Source organism: Pseudomonas sp. A, from assembly GCF_056270345.1.
This window is the reverse complement of record NZ_CM149873.1, coordinates 2,970,551-2,986,655: the sequence shown is the minus strand read 5'-3', so window position 1 is coordinate 2,986,655 and position 16,105 is coordinate 2,970,551. Positions and strand designations below refer to the sequence as shown.

General features: G+C 67.3%; 4 protein-coding genes. 3 read left to right on the top strand and 1 reads right to left on the bottom strand.

Annotated features, from left to right (window positions below):
• Nucleotides 1–176: 176 nt before the first annotated feature.
• The gene (locus AC0MAZ_RS13525; RefSeq protein ID WP_475858148.1) at nt 177–11,003 is read right to left on the bottom strand and encodes a peroxidase family protein; all 10,827 of its coding nucleotides are present in this window, start codon (nt 11,001–11,003) and stop codon (nt 177–179) included.
• Nucleotides 11,004–11,661: 658 nt separating this feature from the next.
• Here AC0MAZ_RS13525 and AC0MAZ_RS13520 point away from each other — a divergent pair.
• Genes AC0MAZ_RS13520 through AC0MAZ_RS13510 form a run of 3 tightly spaced genes read left to right on the top strand, consistent with a single transcriptional unit; the run spans nt 11,662 to nt 16,072 of the window.
• The gene (locus tag AC0MAZ_RS13520) at nt 11,662–13,398 is read left to right on the top strand and encodes a type I secretion system permease/ATPase (RefSeq protein ID WP_475858146.1); all 1,737 of its coding nucleotides are present in this window, start codon (nt 11,662–11,664) and stop codon (nt 13,396–13,398) included.
• A 6-nt stretch (nt 13,399–13,404) separates the two neighbouring features.
• Nucleotides 13,405–14,742 carry an HlyD family type I secretion periplasmic adaptor subunit gene (locus AC0MAZ_RS13515; protein WP_203647281.1) on the top strand — a complete coding sequence of 446 codons (1,338 nt, stop codon included), beginning with the start codon at nt 13,405–13,407 and terminating at the stop codon, nt 14,740–14,742.
• Nucleotide 14,743: 1 nt separating this feature from the next.
• On the top strand, nt 14,744–16,072 hold the full coding sequence (locus AC0MAZ_RS13510) for a TolC family outer membrane protein (RefSeq protein WP_203647282.1): 1,329 nt from the start codon (nt 14,744–14,746) through the stop codon (nt 16,070–16,072).
• The last annotated feature ends 33 nt before the right edge of the window (nt 16,073–16,105 follow it).

Below are 16,105 nucleotides of genomic sequence, written 5' to 3'. Positions count from 1 at the left end.
GTACGCCTTGTGAGTACGGCGCGGTTTCAGCGTGGGCACAAAGGCAGGCAACCATGGCCTGACAGGTTCGGCACGTTGCAACAAATGTAGGAGCGGCCTTGTGCCGCGATGCGCCGCGCGGGCGGCGCTCGATCGCATAGGCGCTACAACTCTCTCGCCAAACACATCGCCCTCCCTCAAGACGCGAGAATAAAGTCCGCCACCGTCACACTGGTCGCATCCCCCACCCCGACCAGGCGGATGGAGTCAGGCCCCCCGAAACTGACCAGCGTATCGGCGCCCACATCGGCAATGCTGACACTGACGGCAAAGCTCGCCGCGGTAATGCTCAGCGCCGTGATATCCAGCCGGTCCTGCCCCCCTGCCGGGGCGGCGTCGAAGCCGAACACCTGGTCGGTGCCGAAGCCTGCCGCGAACTGGAAGATATCGTTGCCGTCGTTGGCCACCAGCGAGTCGTTGCCGGCACCACCGCTGACGATGTCGTCACCGGCCCCGCCATCGACGAAGTCGTTGCCGTTGCCGCCCTGCACGACATCGTTGCCGCCACCGCCCAGCACCGTGTCGTTGCCATCGCCACCGACCACCACATCGATGCCGACGCCACCGTCGAGGTTGTCGTTGCCCGCCCCGGCCTGCAGCGTGTCGTTGCCGACACCGCCATTGAGCGTGTCATCGCCCTCCCCGCCGTCGAGACTGTCGTCACCGCCACCGCCGTTCAGGCTGTCGGCGCCGAGGCCACCGATCAGTTGGTCGTTGCCGGCATCGCCGTTGAGCGTGTCGTTGCCGGCGTTGCCGAGCAGGGTGTCGTTGCCGCCGTCGCCACTGAGGGTATCGTTGCCGGCACCACCGGTAATGACGTTGTTCAGACCGTTACCGTTGCCGACGAAGTTGCCGACGCCGGTGTAGGTCAGGTTCTCGACGTTGGCGCTCAGGCTGTAGCTGGCCAGCGCGGTCAGCACGGTGTCGATGCCGCCACCACCCGCCTCGACCACCACATCCGAGGTGGAGTCGACGATATAGGTGTCGTTGCCGGCACCGCCCACCATCCGGTCACCGCCGGCACCGCCATCGAGCTGGTCATTGCCGGCCCCGCCGGTGAGGGTGTTGGCCAGCGTGTTGCCGAAGCCTGTGAAGTTGCCGCTGCCGGTGAAGGTGAGGTTCTCGATGTTGGCGCCGAGCTGATAGCTGAGCAGGCTGGTCTGCACCAGGTCGGTACCACCACCAGCCGCCTCGACAACGCTGTCGCCGGCATTGTCGACCACGAAGGTGTCGTTGCCGAGGCCGCCGTCCATGGCATCCGCGCCAAGGCCACCGTTGAGGGTGTCGTTGCCGTCCTCGCCAAACAGCAAGTCAGCGTCGTCACCGCCGTTGAGGATGTCGTTGCCCGCCCCACCGAACAGCTGGTCCACCGCGCCCAGGCCATTGAGCGTGTCGTTGCCGCCCAGGCCGCGCAGCACATCGTTGCCAGCGCCGCCGGTGAGTGTGTTCGCCGCATTGGTGCCCACCAGGGTGACGCCGGTCAGCAGGCGCACCGCCGTGGTCGCGGCGGAGGTCACGGTTTCCTGGGCGCCGAAGCCGTCGGTGTAGCGCACGATCACCCGCAGTTGCTGGTTGCCCTGGGCGAAGCCCGGGGTGTAGCTCGCCGTGGTGGCGCCAGCGATGTCGACGAAGATGCCGCCCACGCCCTGCTGCCACTGGAAGCTGAAGGCGCCCAGCCCGTCGAGGTCGGCGATGCCGGCGGTCGAGGCGGTCAGCAACTGCCCCTGGTCCGGCGTGGTGTCGCTGATCAGCACCGTGCCGGTCGGCGCGTCGTTGACGTTGGCCACCGGGCCGAGGATGTCGGAGGCGGCGCGCTCGGCCACGCCGAAGGTGTCCACGTAGCCCACCTGCACCCGGACATGCTGGCCGACCTGGGGCTGGCCAAGGGTGAAGGTACTGGCGGTGGCACCGGCGATATCGACCCAGCCCGCGCCGTTGTTCATCTGCCACTGGAAGGTGAACGGCGCGCTGCCGATGCCGTCGGCGTCGACGATGGTCGCCGGGTTGGCGCTCAGCACCTGGTTCTGCACCAGCAGCCCGGCCACGGCGGGCCCGCTGCTGGGCGCGCTGTTGGCCGAGGAGTCGACGATCTCCAGGGTGCCCTTGGCGTCCTGGTACACCGCCCGCACGCGGATGTTCAGGCCGGCGACATCGTCCGCCACCCGGTAGGTGCTGCCGATCGCCCGCGAGACCTCGCCGGCGGCGACGAAGGTAATGTCCTCGTAGACGCCCGTGCCGGGGATGTTCTCCACCTGCCAGTAGTAGGCCACCGGCCCGCTCAGCGCGCCGCTGGGGTTGCTCGCGCCCTGGTTGTCGGCGTCATGCACCGCCAGGTCGCTGACCCGCAGCAACTGCCCGGCCACGGGCGTGTCATCGCGCAGACCGGTGGCATCGTCGACGATCGCCAGGTGGCCGCTGGGGCCGTTGTTCAGCGCGCTGCCCACGCCGGAAGCCTGGGCGCCGTCGGCGAACTGCAGACGCTCGATGCCGGTCAGGCGATCGACGCCGTCGCGGCCGACCACCGTGTCGGTGACGATCACCGTGTTGCCCTCGACGACGATGCGGTAGTCCGTGGCGATGCCGGAGAACAGCGCGGTGTCGTACTGGTCGGTACCGCTGAGGATCTCCCGCACGATCACCAGCTGGCCGGGGTTGTAGGTGCCCTTGAGCATCAGTGGCACCATCGGCTCCATGCTGTCGAACGAGGCGATCTCCGGCCCGCTGCCGTCGCTGTTGGCCCGCACGCTGATGCGCACGTTCAGCCACTTGTCGCCGTCGAGGATATCGTCGCCGCCACGCCCTTCGATCAGGTCGCTGCCACTGCCGCCGAGGATGATGTTGCCACCGTCGTAGAAGGTCGCGCCAACAGGCAGCAGCCCGGCCAGGCCGTTGATCAGGCTGATGTTGGTGAGCACGCTGCCGGTGGCCCCGGCGGTCGGCAGCGAGGTGGCGTCCTCGTTGTCGCCGCGCAGGAAGTCACCGTGCGCCGAGCCCGACAGGCCTTCCATGATGTCGAAGCGCACCAGCGCCGAAGCCCCCGAGCCCGGTACCGGCGGCACATCGAAGAAGCGGTCGCTGTAGTCGACGGTCACGCCCTGGGCCAGCCCCTTGAAGGTCGCCCAGTCATAGCCGGAGCCGCCGATGTAGCGATCGCCGAAACCGAGGCTGCCGACCATGATGTCGTCGCCGCCTTCACCGTTGAACTTGTCGTTCTCGTTGCCGCCGACGAACACGTCGTTGCCGATCACCGGATCGTTGCCGAGAGGGTCGAAGTTGTCGCCGGGGGCGCCGTCCGAGGTGCCCTTCTCGATCCAGTCGTCGCCTTCGTTGCCCATGTCCTGCTCGTTGGCCTTGCTGCCGAGGATGAAGTCGTTGCCCTGGCCGCCGATGGCCTCGGAAGCATCCTCGCCGGTGACGATGAAGTCATTGCCGAAGCCGCCGATGATCAGGTTGACGCCATTGCCGCCATGCAGCACATCGTTGCCGTCGCCGCCCTGGATGTTGTCGTCGCCGCCCATGTCGCTGATGATGTCGTCGCCGGCACCGCCGCGCAGCTGGTCGTTGCCGTAGCCGCCTTCGATACGGTCGTTGCCGCCGTCGCCCCAGACCGTGTCGTCGCCTTCGCTGGAGACGAGGATGTCGTCGCCCTGGGTGCCGCCCAGCACGATGTGCTGGTCACCGGCATAGCGGATGTAGTTGCTGTCGGGCCCGACGGTCAGCGGGCTGTCGCGGAACACCACCTGCTGGCCGTTGTCGCCAAGCGGGTCGGCGTTGCCCAGGCCGTCGTTGTACTGCTTGCTGCGGTCCAGCTCCAGGTAGAACCCGGGGTCGGAGAACACCAGGCCCGGCAGGTGCGTGGCCGAAGTGTTGGCCATGATCAGCTTGGCGAACGAGTTGCTTTCCAGCTCGGCGTTCATTGACAGGCCGGCGGTGCGCTCCAGGTAGTAGAAGCGGTCACCGTCCTGCAGTTTCTCCAGCTGGTTCTCGAACACGAAGTTGAAGGTGCTGCCGAGCATGCCGCCGAACGGGGTCTTGGCCTCGGCCAGGCCGCCAATCCACAGGTCGATGGCATCGACGCCGGTCACGGTCACGCCCTTGAGGTCATCGACAGTGCCCAGCACCCCGTCCTTGCCCGCCAGCGTCACGTTGGCCCAGCTGCCGCTGCCGTTGAGGAAGTCCAGGCGGTCGGACGGCGCGTCCGCGCCACCGAACACCAGGGCCAGGGCCGCGGCGCGCTTGCCGTCGAGGGTGGTGGCCGAGGTGATGGAGCCGTGTGTGCCGTAGGCGGCGATGAAGTTGATCAAGGACTCCGGGTGCTTGAGGTGCTGCACCAGGTCGACCCAGCTGGTGTACGGCTTGAGCTGGGTATCGCCGGTCTGCCCGAAGATGTCGCGGCGCACGGCGTTGAGCGAGGGGATGCCGACATCGCGGCCACGGGCGATGTTGATCGCCGGCAGGTCCAGTGGCAGGCCGAGCAGGTTGTTGCGCAGCGCCTCGGTGACGAACTCGTCGATCTCGTTGCCGGCCTGGCGGGTCACCCCGCGCACGATGGCACTGGTTGCCTCCTCGGGGGTCACGCCGCTGGCGGCGTAGGCCAGCGGGTTGAGGAACGCCGCGATCAGGCCCATCTGCTGCTCGGGGTTGGCGCTGGCCGGATCGCCGATCACCTTGAAGTCGATGTCGAAGCGGTCGACGGTCTCGGTCAGCATCGAGTGGCCGAAGCGGTACACGGTGTGCGCGAACTCGGCGACGATCGAGGCATCGAGGTCGACGTCGTAGACCTGGGTCGGGGCGAAGAACAGGTCGACGCGCGGCTGGATGGTCCGGGCGAACTCCTCGAACACCAGGTGCTGGTACTGCATCTCGGTGCCGAACTTGGCCGCCTGGAACAGTCGCTCGCCGTTCCACACCAGGGCGTCGATCTCGGCCTGGCTGACGGGCAAGGCGCTGACCGGGGTCAGCAGCCACTCGTTGAGGAAGGCCAGGTCGCCCGAGTCGAGCACGGTGTCCTGGGTCTGCGCCACCAGCCGGTTGTGCTCTGAGTGGAAGATCGCATGCACGGCGGTCAGGCCGATGTTCTCGTTGACCCGGCCATCGCCGGCGATGTAGTGGGCGTCCAGCAGTTCGTTGTCGTAGGCCAGGTTGGCACCGGTGTGCGGATTGACCGGCACGGCGTTGCCGGTGGCGCTGTCGGCATCCGGCGCGAGCACGCCACCGATGGATACCGGCACGGCATTGTGAGCGATGTCGGCAAGGAACTGATGGCCGGTGCGCACGGCGTTGGTCAGGTCGATCGGCGCCAACGGGTTGCCTTCGACCAGCACATCATCGGCGGTGCCGCCCAAGCCGTCGGCGCCCTTCATCACCACCATCGGATAGCCATGCGGCCCCTTGATGAAGTTGCCGTAGGCATCGGTGGCCAGCAGCGGCACGTTGTCGACGTCGGCGTCGGTCAGGTGGATGCCGAGGATGTCGTTGGCCTGGGCCTTGACCACCTTCCAGGTGGCCATGCCACCGATCTCGCTGTCGTCACCACTGCCGAACTTGCCGTCGGCGCCCAGGTCGCGGTTGGTGATAAGCCGGCCGGTGGCGATGGGGCCGCTGGCGCTGAGCTGGTAGCCGCGCAGGAACACCTGGTGCGAGGGGTGCGAGCTGTAGGTCTGGTTCTGGTCGACGAACGGCGTGGTGGTGTTGGTGTGCTCGTGAATGTCGTCGGCGTTGCCGAGGATGCCGTCCGGCCCCGGCAGGTTGGTGGCCCGGGTCAGCACCATGAAGTTGGCGGCGCCGCCCGGCACGTACAGCGGGTCGTCCGGCTGCAGGGGAATGAAGATGGTTCCCGAACCGCCCTTGGTGACCAGGTCCAGGCCGTGGTCGAAGAACTGGCCGAAGAAGGTCATCCAGGCGTTGAACGGCGCCGACAGCCCGGCATCCGCCGAGGTGTTCTCGAACAGGAAGACATCATGGTCGTCGCCGGTGCCGAACTGGCCGTCCATGCCGGGGCTGGCGACGACCCGCACACCGTCCTTGAGCTGGTCGTCGTTGCCCGGCGTGCCGAAGTCCAGCACGCCGTTGGCGCCGGGGTCGTAGGCGCTGGCGTAGGCCGCCGGGTTGTTCGAGGTCTGGTCGACGATCAGGTTGCTGATGGTGCGCGGCTCTGAGTCGAACACGTAACCGCTGGTCTGCTGGTACGACGAGCCGGGGATGGCCGGCGAGCCGGGGCCGAAGAACCCGGCGGGCGCGCCCTCGGCGGCATTGAACACCGGGTCGGTCAGGCGCGGGAAGACATTGTCGGCGGCGCCATACTCGGTGTGGTCATGGCCATTGAGGTTCATCAGGTTGTTGTTCGAGCCGTCGACCGCGCGCAGGCCCAAGGGCGCGCGGATGTTGGGGATCAGCGAGAGGATGTCCTGCCCGGCGGCATCCGCTTCGGCGATCTTGATCTGGGCGAGGATGAAGTTGAGGTCGGAGCGGACCATGTGCAGGCCCTCGCCCCCCGCGCTGGCATCGACCACCGGCGTGGGCGCGGTCGGCACCACCGGCGCGCCGGCCTCGACCACGGTGGTGGGCGCGCTGAACAGCACCTCGGTGGTGCCGTGGGCGTCCTGGTAGATCGCCTTGACCCGCAGCGACAGGCCGACCAGGTCCGGCGACACCTTGAACGCGGTGCCATCGGCGCTCTGGAACGCCAGGTCGCCGGCCGGCAGCAGGATGATGTCCTCGAACACACCGCTGCCGGGGTCGGCCTCGAACTGCCAGTAGTAGGACACCGAAGCATTGGCCAGGGTGCCCAGCGGGTTGCCCGCCGTGACGTTGTCGCCGTCGCGCACCCCGGCCATGCTCACGCTGAGGATATCGCCCACGGTGATCGCGCCACCGTTGCCGTCACTGAGGCTCGGGCTGCCGGTCGGCTGCGCGTTCAGCCCCGGCACCAGCACGCGCTGGGCATCGGCGAACTGCAGGCGCTCGATGTGCAGCAGGGTATCGGTGCCGTCACGCCCGGCCACGGTATCGGCCACGGTCCACACATCGTCCGCCAGGTCGGCGGTGCCGCGGGTGTCCTGGGTCACCACGTACTCGGCCTGCACCCCGGAGAACACCGCGGTGTCGAAGGCCGCGCCGCCAGTCGAGGTGCCGGGCAGGATTTCCCGGATGGCCTTGAGCTGGCCGGGGTTGTAGGTGCGGTCGAGCATGAACGGGATCATCTCGACCATGCTGTCGAAGCTGGCGATCTCAGGCCCGGTGTGCTCGAGGTCATCGGCGGCGTAGACCGCGATACGCACGTTGAGCCACTTGTCGCCGTCGATCAGGTCGTCGCCGCCACGGCCCTCGATCAGGTCGCTGCCATTGCCACCCAGCAGGATGTTGCCGGTGGCAAAGCCGGTGGTCGGCAGCCCCGCGTCGGCGAGGAACTGCGCCAAGCCGCGGATCAGCGCGACATTGCTCAGGGCGCTGCCGGTGGTGCCGCCATGGTTGAGGATGGTGACCGCATCGACGTCGTCGCCCTTGAGCACGTCGGCGAAGCGCGAACCGGACAGTCCCTCGACCTCGGCGAAGCGATCGAGGATCGACGCCGGCGAGGCGCCGACCGGGTTGAACACCCCGGCGTTCTGGTTCGGCGCGTTGCCATGGGGCTGCGCCAGCGCGGCCAGGCTCAGGTCGGCGGTGACGCCGACCTGGTCGTTCTTGTAGGTGATCCAGTCGAAGCCGGACATGCCGTCCATCTTGTCCTGGGCATCGCTGCCGACAAAGATGTCGTCGCCGCCCTCGCCGATCATTTCGTCGAAGCCGCCGCCCCCGACGAAGATGTCGTTGCCCACCACTTCATCGGTAAGCAGCGGCGCGAAGTTGTCGCCCGGCGCGCCGTCCTGGGTGCCCTTCTCGATCCAGTCATCGCCTTCGTTGCCGGTGGGCGGCAGGTTGGTCTTGGCGCCGAGGATGAAGTCATCGCCCTGGCCGCCGAAGGTGGTGCTGATGTCCTCGGTGGTGATGATGAAGTCCTGGCCGTCGCCGCCGAGGATCAGGTTGCCGGCGGCGAGCATGCTGCCGGCGACGATCACGTCGTTGCCGGCGTTACCTTCCAGGCGGTTGTCGCCGAACGAATCGGTGATGATGTCGTCGCCTGCGCCACCGAGCACGGCATCGTTGCCGGCGCCGCCCTCGAGGTAGTCGTTGCCGCCATCGCCATAGAGCGTGTCGTCGCCTTCGCCGGAAAGGATGATGTCATCGCCCGAGGTACCGCCGAGCACCACGTGGTCCTCGCCGGTGTAGTGCAGGTAGTTGTCGTCCGGCCCGACGGTGTCGGGGTTGTCGCGAATGACCAGCGGCACGATCTCCACGCCGTTGATCTCGATCCCTCCGGTGGGGTCGGCGCGACCGTCGCCGCCAAGACCGGTGAACTGGTTGGCCTGGTTGACCTCGAGGGTGAAGGTCGGGGTGAGGAACACGGTGTTGGACAGGTGGGTGACATCGGAGTTGGCCATGATCAGCTTGGCGAACGAGTTGTTCTCCAGCTCAGCGCCGAAGTTAAGGCCGGCGGTACGCGACAGGTAATAGAAGCGGTCGCCGTTCTGCAGGGCCTCCAGCTGGGTCTCGAAGACGAAGTTGAAGGACGAGCCGAGCATGCCGCCGAAGGGCATCTTCTGCTCGGCCAAACCGCCGACCCAGAAGTCGATGGCGTCGACCCCGGTCACCGTCACCCCGCTCAGGTCGTCCGCGGTGCCCAGCACGCCATCCTTGCCGGCCTTGGTCACGTTGGCCCAGGCGCCGCTGCCGTTGAGGAAGTCCAGGCGGTCGGACGGCGCGCCGCTGCCGCCCAGCACCAGGGCCAGGGCGGCGGCGCGCTTGTCGGCCAGGGTGGTTGCCGAGGTGATCGAGGCGTGCGTGCCGTAGGCGGCGATGAAGTTGACCAGCGACGCGGGGTGCTTGAGGTGGTCGGCAAAGTCGACCCAGCTGATGTAGGGCTTGAGCTGGCTGTCGCCGGTCATGGCGTAGAACTCGCGGCGCGACTCGTTGAGCGAGGGGATGCCGGTGTCGCGGCCACGGGCCAGGTTCAGCGCCGGCAGGTCCAGGGGCAGGCCGAGCAGGTTGTTGCGCAGCGCCTCGGTGACGAATTCGTCGATCTCGTTGCCGAGCTGGCGGGTCACGCCACGGATGATCGCCCCGGCCGCTTCATCGGCGGTGGCGCCGCTGCCGGCGAAGGCCAGCGGGTTGAGGAAGGCGGCGATCAGGCCCAGTTGCTGGTCCGGGTTGTCCGGGTCGCTGAGGATCGGGTTGAACGCCGGGTCGAAGCGGTCGACGGTCTCGGTCAGCATCGAGTGGCCGAAGCGGTACACCACATGGGCGAACTCGGCGAGGATCGCCGGGTTGATCGAGGTGTCGTAGCCACTGGGGGCGAGGAACTCGTCGATCTGTGGCTGGATGGTGCGGGCGAACTCCTCGAACACCAGGTGCTGGTACTGCATCTCGGTGCCGAACCTGGCCGCCTGGAACAGGCGTTCGCCATTCCACACCAGCGCCGCCACCTCGGCGGGCGTGGCGGGCAAGGCGGCCACATCGTCGATCAGCCACTGGTTGAGGAACGCCAGGTCGCCCGAGGCGAGGATGGTGTCCTTGGTCTGCTGGACCAGGCGGTTGTGCTCGGCGTGGAACACGTGGTGCACGGCGGTCAGGCCGATGTTCTCGTTGACCCGGCCGTCACCGGCAATGTAGTGGGCGTCGAGCAGTTCGTTGTCGTAGGTCAGGTTGTTGCCGCCCGGGCCCATGGGCTGGGCATTGCCCACGGCACTGTCGGCATCGGCCTGCAGCACCCCGCCGACCAGCACCGGCTCGGCGTTGTGGGCGATGTCGTCGAGAAAACCATGGCCGCTGCTCACGGCATTGACCAGGCTGATGGGCGCGGCGCGGTTGCCTTCGACCAGCTGGGTGACATCGTCGGCGGTGCCGGCAATGCCATCGGCGCCATTGCCCACGCGGATCACCACCTGCGGCATGCCGTTGGGTCCGCGCAGGAAGTTGCCATAGGCGTCGGTGGCCAGCAGTGGCACCCGGTGCACGTCGGCGTCGGTCAGGTTGATGCCGAGGATGTCGCGGGCCTGGGCCTTGACCACGGCCCAGGTGGCCATGCCGCCGTTCTCGCCGTTGCCATCGTCGCTGGTGCCGAACTTGCCATCGGCGCCCAGGTCACGGTTGGTGATCAGCCGCCCGGTGGCCACCGGGTGACCAGCCGCGTCGAGGGCGTACTCGCGCAGGAACACCTGGTGCGAGGGGTGCGAGCTGTAGGTCTGGCTCTGGTCGACGAAGGGCGAAGTGGTGTTGGGCTGGCCGTCGTCGGCGGTACCGACCACGCCATCGGCGCCGGCAGTGCGCACGGCACGCGGCAGCACCATGAAGTTGGTCGGGCTGTTGGCCACGTACAGTGGGTCGTCCGGTTGCAGCGGGATGAACACCATCTGGCTGCTGCTCTTGGTGACCAGGTCCAGGCCGTGGTCGAAGAACTGGCCGAAAAAGGTCATCCAGGCGTTGAAGCCGGCGGTCAGGCCGACGTCCGGCGACTGGTTGGGGATGAAGAACACCTCTTTGTCATCGGCGGTGCCGAACACCCCGTCGATGCCGGGGCTGAGCACCGGAGCGGCGCCGCCGTTGGCGTCGACCGCGGCCGGGTTGTTGGCGGTCTGGTCGACGATCAGGTTGCTGATGGTGCGCGGCTGGCTGTCGCTCACCGTGCCGGTGCCGGCATACGCCGCGCGGTACTGGGCATCCATCAGGCGCAGGAAGGCGTTGTCCGAGGCGCCGAACTCACTCTGCCCGGTCACCAGGTTGTTGTAGCTGCCATCGACGGTGCGCAGGCCGAACGGCACTTGGCTGTTGGGCAGCAGGTCGATGAGGCTGGCGCCCTTGGCGTGGGCCTCGGTGATGAAAATCTGCTGGAGGATGAATTGCAGGTCGGACTTGCTGAAATTGGCCATGATGGTTGACCTCTGTCTGTCGGGAGCGAGGCGCAGGCGCCCGTCGCGCCCGGTCGGTGGCGTGCACGGTCATGCAGTTGGTTTTTTTATGGCGAATACGGGTGCGCGACAGCGTTACCCGTCGTGCGGGCTACGTGCCTCGGATTCGCGAAGGTTCAGGGCTCGCCGTCGCTCAGGCGCGGCGCTCCCGGGCCCGGGGCGGGCCATGGTTTCTCGAATGGCAGGGGAACGTCCTGTAGAGCCCATTCACTCGGTACAAGAACAGGAGACGAGTCATGTTCTGCTCCCACAGGAATGTCGACAAGGATTCGCGAGGGGTCGGGGCGACAGCTGGCCTGCGGCGAAAGTTCCCACGAACTGATTAAGACTAAAGTTGCGCGGCAAAATATTGTCAATATCTCGTCAGCAAAAAATGTCGCGCATCGATAATGCTTATCAAGCCACTGTTTTTAATAGGAACTTGAAGGAATCAATAGAGCAAAAAGATATTACAAGATATTTCTACGCAACCTACTCTGCTGTTTGTGGGCTCCCTGCAGCGTATTTGGAATAACCCGCCAAAAGAGCGACAAAACCTTCTGCAGGCCAGCAACCACAAAGCTTTTAGCCCGACCACCGCAACGGCGGCCGGCATTTTTCGCAGAGGGAGGCTCCCCCGATGACCAGGCAGACAGGTACCCGCTCCGAGCTGGCCGAGGCACTGTTTCAACTGCGACGCAGTTTCTATGCCCTGGCGGTGTTCAGCGGGGTGATAAACGTCATGATGTTGACGCCCGCCGTGTACATGCTGCAGGTATACGACCGCGCGCTGGTCAGCCGCAACCTCACGACCCTGGGCATGCTGACGGTGCTGGTGGTGGGGCTGTTCCTGCTGATGACCACCCTGGAGATGCTGCGCAGCCGGGTGCTGGTGCGGGTCGGCAACCGCCTGGACATGGCGCTCAACCGGCGCCTGTTCAGCGCCGCCTTCGAGCGCAACCTCAGCCGTGCCGGTGGCAGCCCCGGCCAGGCCCTGCAGGACCTGGCGCAGGTGCGTCAGTTCCTCACCGGCAACGGCCTGTTCGCCTTTTTCGACGCGCCCTGGACACCGATCTACCTGCTCGTCGCCTACCTGATCCACCCGCTGCTCGGCCTGGTCACGCTGGTCGGCTCGCTGATCCTCGCGGCACTGGCCTGGCTCACCGAAAAGGCCACCAAGCAGCCCCTGGGCGAGGCCAACCACGCCGCCCTCGCCTGCGCCCATTACGCCAACAACAACCTGCGCAACGCCGAGGTGATCGAGGCCATGGGCATGCTGGCGTCGATCAGCCAGCGCTGGTTCCAGAGCCACCTGCGCATCCTGCAGATGCAGACCCTGGCCTCCGACCGCGCCGCCGTCATCGGCAGCATCGGGCGCTTCGTGCGCATCACCCTGCAGTCGCTGATCCTCGGCACCGGGGCCCTGCTGGCGATCGAGGGCAAGATCACCCCGGGCATGATGATCGCCTGCTCGATCCTGACCGGCCGGGCCCTGGGCCCGGTGGAACAGGTGATCGCCGCGTGGAAGCCACTGCTCGGCTGCCGCCTGGCCTGGGGCCGGCTCAACGGCTTGCTGCAGGACTATCCGCAGCGCCCGCCGAGCATGTCGCTGCAACGGCCGCTGGGCATGCTGGCGGTGGAGAACGTGTATGCCGGCGCGCCCGGCACCGGCAGCACCATCCTGCGCGGTGTCAGCCTGGGCCTGACCCCGGGTGAAAGCCTCGGGGTGATCGGCCCGTCAGCCTCGGGCAAGTCGACCCTGGTGCGGTTGCTGGTCGGGGTGTGGCCGGCCCAGGCCGGCAAGGTGCGCCTGGACGGCGCCGACATCTTCACCTGGAACAAGCGTGAACTGGGCCCCTGGCTCGGCTACCTGCCCCAGGATGTCGAGCTGTTCGAAGGCAGCATCGCCGACAACATCGCCCGCTTCGCCGAGGTGGACAGCGAGGCGGTGATCCGCGCCGCCAAAAGCGCCGGCGTGCACGACATGATCCTGCGCTTTGCCCAAGGCTACGACACCCGCCTGGACAGCGACGGCGGCCCGCTGTCCGGCGGTCAGAAGCAGCGTATCGCCCTGGCCCGCGCGCTGTACGGCGAACCCAACCTGATCGTGCTGGACGAACCGAACGCCAACCTCGACGACCTCGGTGAGAAAGCCCTGGTCGACGCCCTGGCCGAACTCAAGGGCCGCGGCGCCACGGTGGTGCTGATCTCGCACCGCCCCAACGTGCTCTGCGCCGTCGACAAGGTGCTGATGCTGCGCGACGGCGCCGTGCAGATGCTCGGCAGCCGTGAAGAAGTGTTCGCCGCCCTGCGCACGGCCAGCGTGATCCCCGCTGGCGCCGCGACCCCGCTGGCCGCCGTCAAGGTACGGGAGTGACCGATCATGATCCATTCCATGCAAACCGAACTGCTTCCGGCCGACGCCAACCCGATCGACCTCGACGTCGGCAAACCCGTGCGCTGGGGCCTGTGGCTGGTGCTCGCCGGCTTCGGCGGTTTCCTCCTGTGGTCATGGCTGGCGCCGCTGGACGCCGGCGTGGTCGCCACCGGCACGGTCAAGGTCACCAGCAACCGCAAGGCCGTGCAGCACCTGACCGGCGGCACCGTCGAGGCGATCCTGGTGCACGAGGGCGAGCGGGTGAACAAAGGCCAGGCGCTGGTGCGCCTCGACGCCCTGCATGCGCTGGCCGAGCAAGGCGCGGTCAGCGCCCAGTACATCGTCAGCAAGACCGTGGAGAATCGCCTGGAGGCCGAACGCGACGGCCACGACACGGTGACCTTCGCCCCTGCCCTGCTGCGCCAGTTCGAAGACGATCCGCGGCTGTTGGCGGCCATGGACCTGCAACAGCACCTGCTGGCGACCCGGCGCGCGGGCCTGGCCGGCGAAATCGGCATCCTCGAGGAGAACATCGCCGCCTCGGCGGTGCAGCTCAAGGGCCTGCAGCAGGTGTATGGCGCCCGCGCCTCGCAGATCGGCTTCCTCGGCCAGGAACTGCAAGGCACGCGCATGCTCGCGGCCGAAGGCTATGTACCGCGCAACCGCCTGCTGGAGCTTGAGCGCAGCAACGCCGACCTCTCCGCCGGCCAGGCCGAGAACCTCAACAACATCGCCCGGGTGCGCAGCCAGATCAACGAGCTCAGGCTGCGCGTCCTGCAGCGCCGCCACGACTACCTCAAGGAGGTGCAGTCGCAGCTGACCGACACCGCCAAGGAAAGCACCACCCTGGCCGACCGCCTGCGCGCCCTGGACTACGAAGTGACCCATACGATCATCCGCGCGCCCATCGACGGCATGGTCCAGGCCTTGAGCATCGCCACCGTCGGCGGGGTGGTCCAGCCCGGCAGCCGGATCATGGAGATCGTCCCGCTCGACGAGCCGCTGCAGGTCGACGCGATGATCCCGGTGCAGGCCATCGACCGCATGACCCCGGGCCTGGCCGTGGACATCGCCTTCCCCGCCTTCAACCACGCCAGCACGCCGAACATTCCCGGGCGCGTGCTGACCGTCTCCGCCGACCGCCTGCTCGACGAGGAGAGCAAGCAGCCGTTCTACCTGGCACAGGTGGAAGTCACCGCCGACGGCATGGCTTTGCTCGGCAGCAACCATATCCGCCCCGGCATGCCCGCCACCGTCACCATCAAGACCGGCGAGCGCAACCTGCTGAGCTACCTGCTCAAACCCCTGCTCGAACGCGTCGACGCCGCGTTCAAGGAGCAATGAGATGAACCGCCATTGCCTTGGCCTGTGCCTGCTGACGCTGGCGTTGCCGGCCGGCGCCATGGACCTCAAGCAGGCCTGGGACCTGCTGCAGTACCAGGGGCCGATCTACCGCGCCGCGGTGCATGAACAGCAGGCCGGCCTGGAAAACCGCGCCATCGGCCAGGCCGGCCTGCTGCCGCAGGTCAACGCCTCGGCCTACGCCAACCGCATCGACGGCAGCCAGCGCCAGCACGGCATCGACAACGACCTCGACTATGACGCCACCGGCGCCAACCTGCGCCTGCGCCAGCCGCTGTTCAACAAGCAGAAGATGGCCGAATACCGCCAGGGCCAGCAACGCGCCGACTACAGCGTGGCGGTATTCGACGCCAAGAGCCAGGACGCCGCCGTGCGCCTGGCCGACAGCTACTTCGACGTGCTCCTGGCCAGCGAGACCATCACCCTGGCCCGGGCCAAGCTCGGTGCCTTCGAGGAGCAGCTCGGCTCGGCCAGGCGACGCATGCAGCTTGGAGCCGGCACCATCACCGACATCGACGAGTCCCTGGCCCGGCGCGACCTTGCCGAGGCCGAGCTGATCGAGGCCCAGGACAACCTGGCCAATGCCAGCCGCAAACTGGCCGAGTACATCGGCGAGACACCCGTGTCGCTGACCACCCTGCAAGCGGACTTCGCCACCCCGCCGCTGCTGCCGGACAACCTGCATGACTGGCTGGCCAGGGCCCAGGCCGACAGCCCGGTGATCCAGGCGCGCCGGCACAGCTACGCGCTGGCCGAGGAGGAGGTCAAGCGCGCCAAGGCCGGCCACTGGCCGACCCTGGACTTCGTCGCCGGCTACACCGCCGGCAAGAGCCAGTCGATCTCCGAGCTGAACCAGCGCAACCACTACAGCTCGATCGGCCTGGAGCTGAACATTCCGCTGTACAGCGGCGGCGGCGTCAGCGCGCTGAGCCGCCAGGCCAGCGCCAACAGCGCCAAGGCCCTGGACGAGCTCGATGCCACGCGACAGGAAGTCATCACTGGCACCACCCGCGAGTTTCGCGGCGTGCAAAGCGGCGCCCTGCGCGTGCACGCGCTGGAAAAGGCGGTGGCCTCCAACGAACGCTCGCTGCTGTCGGCACGCAAGGGTTTCAGTGCCGGCGGCACCAGCACCAACGCCGATGTGCTCGACGCCGAGGAGCTGCTGTTCGTGGCACGGCATGACCTGTTCGAGGCCAAGCTGCGCTACCTGATGTCGCGCCTGCGCCTGGCCTCGGCGGTGGGCAGCCTGGGGGATGACGACATCGACCAGATCAACCGGTACCTGGGGCCGGAGTTGTTGGTGAACAACTAGATTGAGATACAGCCCGCGACATCGGCCCACAGT

Bases quoted from the DNA above. Each gene is read 5' to 3' on its own strand.
- AC0MAZ_RS13525 (WP_475858148.1), bottom strand. From the start codon at position 11,003: ATGGCCAATTTCAGCAAGTCCGACCTGCAATTCATCCTCCAGCAGATT.
- AC0MAZ_RS13520 (WP_475858146.1), top strand. From the start codon at position 11,662: ATGACCAGGCAGACAGGTACCCGCTCCGAGCTGGCCGAGGCACTGTTT.
- AC0MAZ_RS13515 (WP_203647281.1), top strand. From the start codon at position 13,405: ATGATCCATTCCATGCAAACCGAACTGCTTCCGGCCGACGCCAACCCG.
- AC0MAZ_RS13510 (WP_203647282.1), top strand. From the start codon at position 14,744: ATGAACCGCCATTGCCTTGGCCTGTGCCTGCTGACGCTGGCGTTGCCG.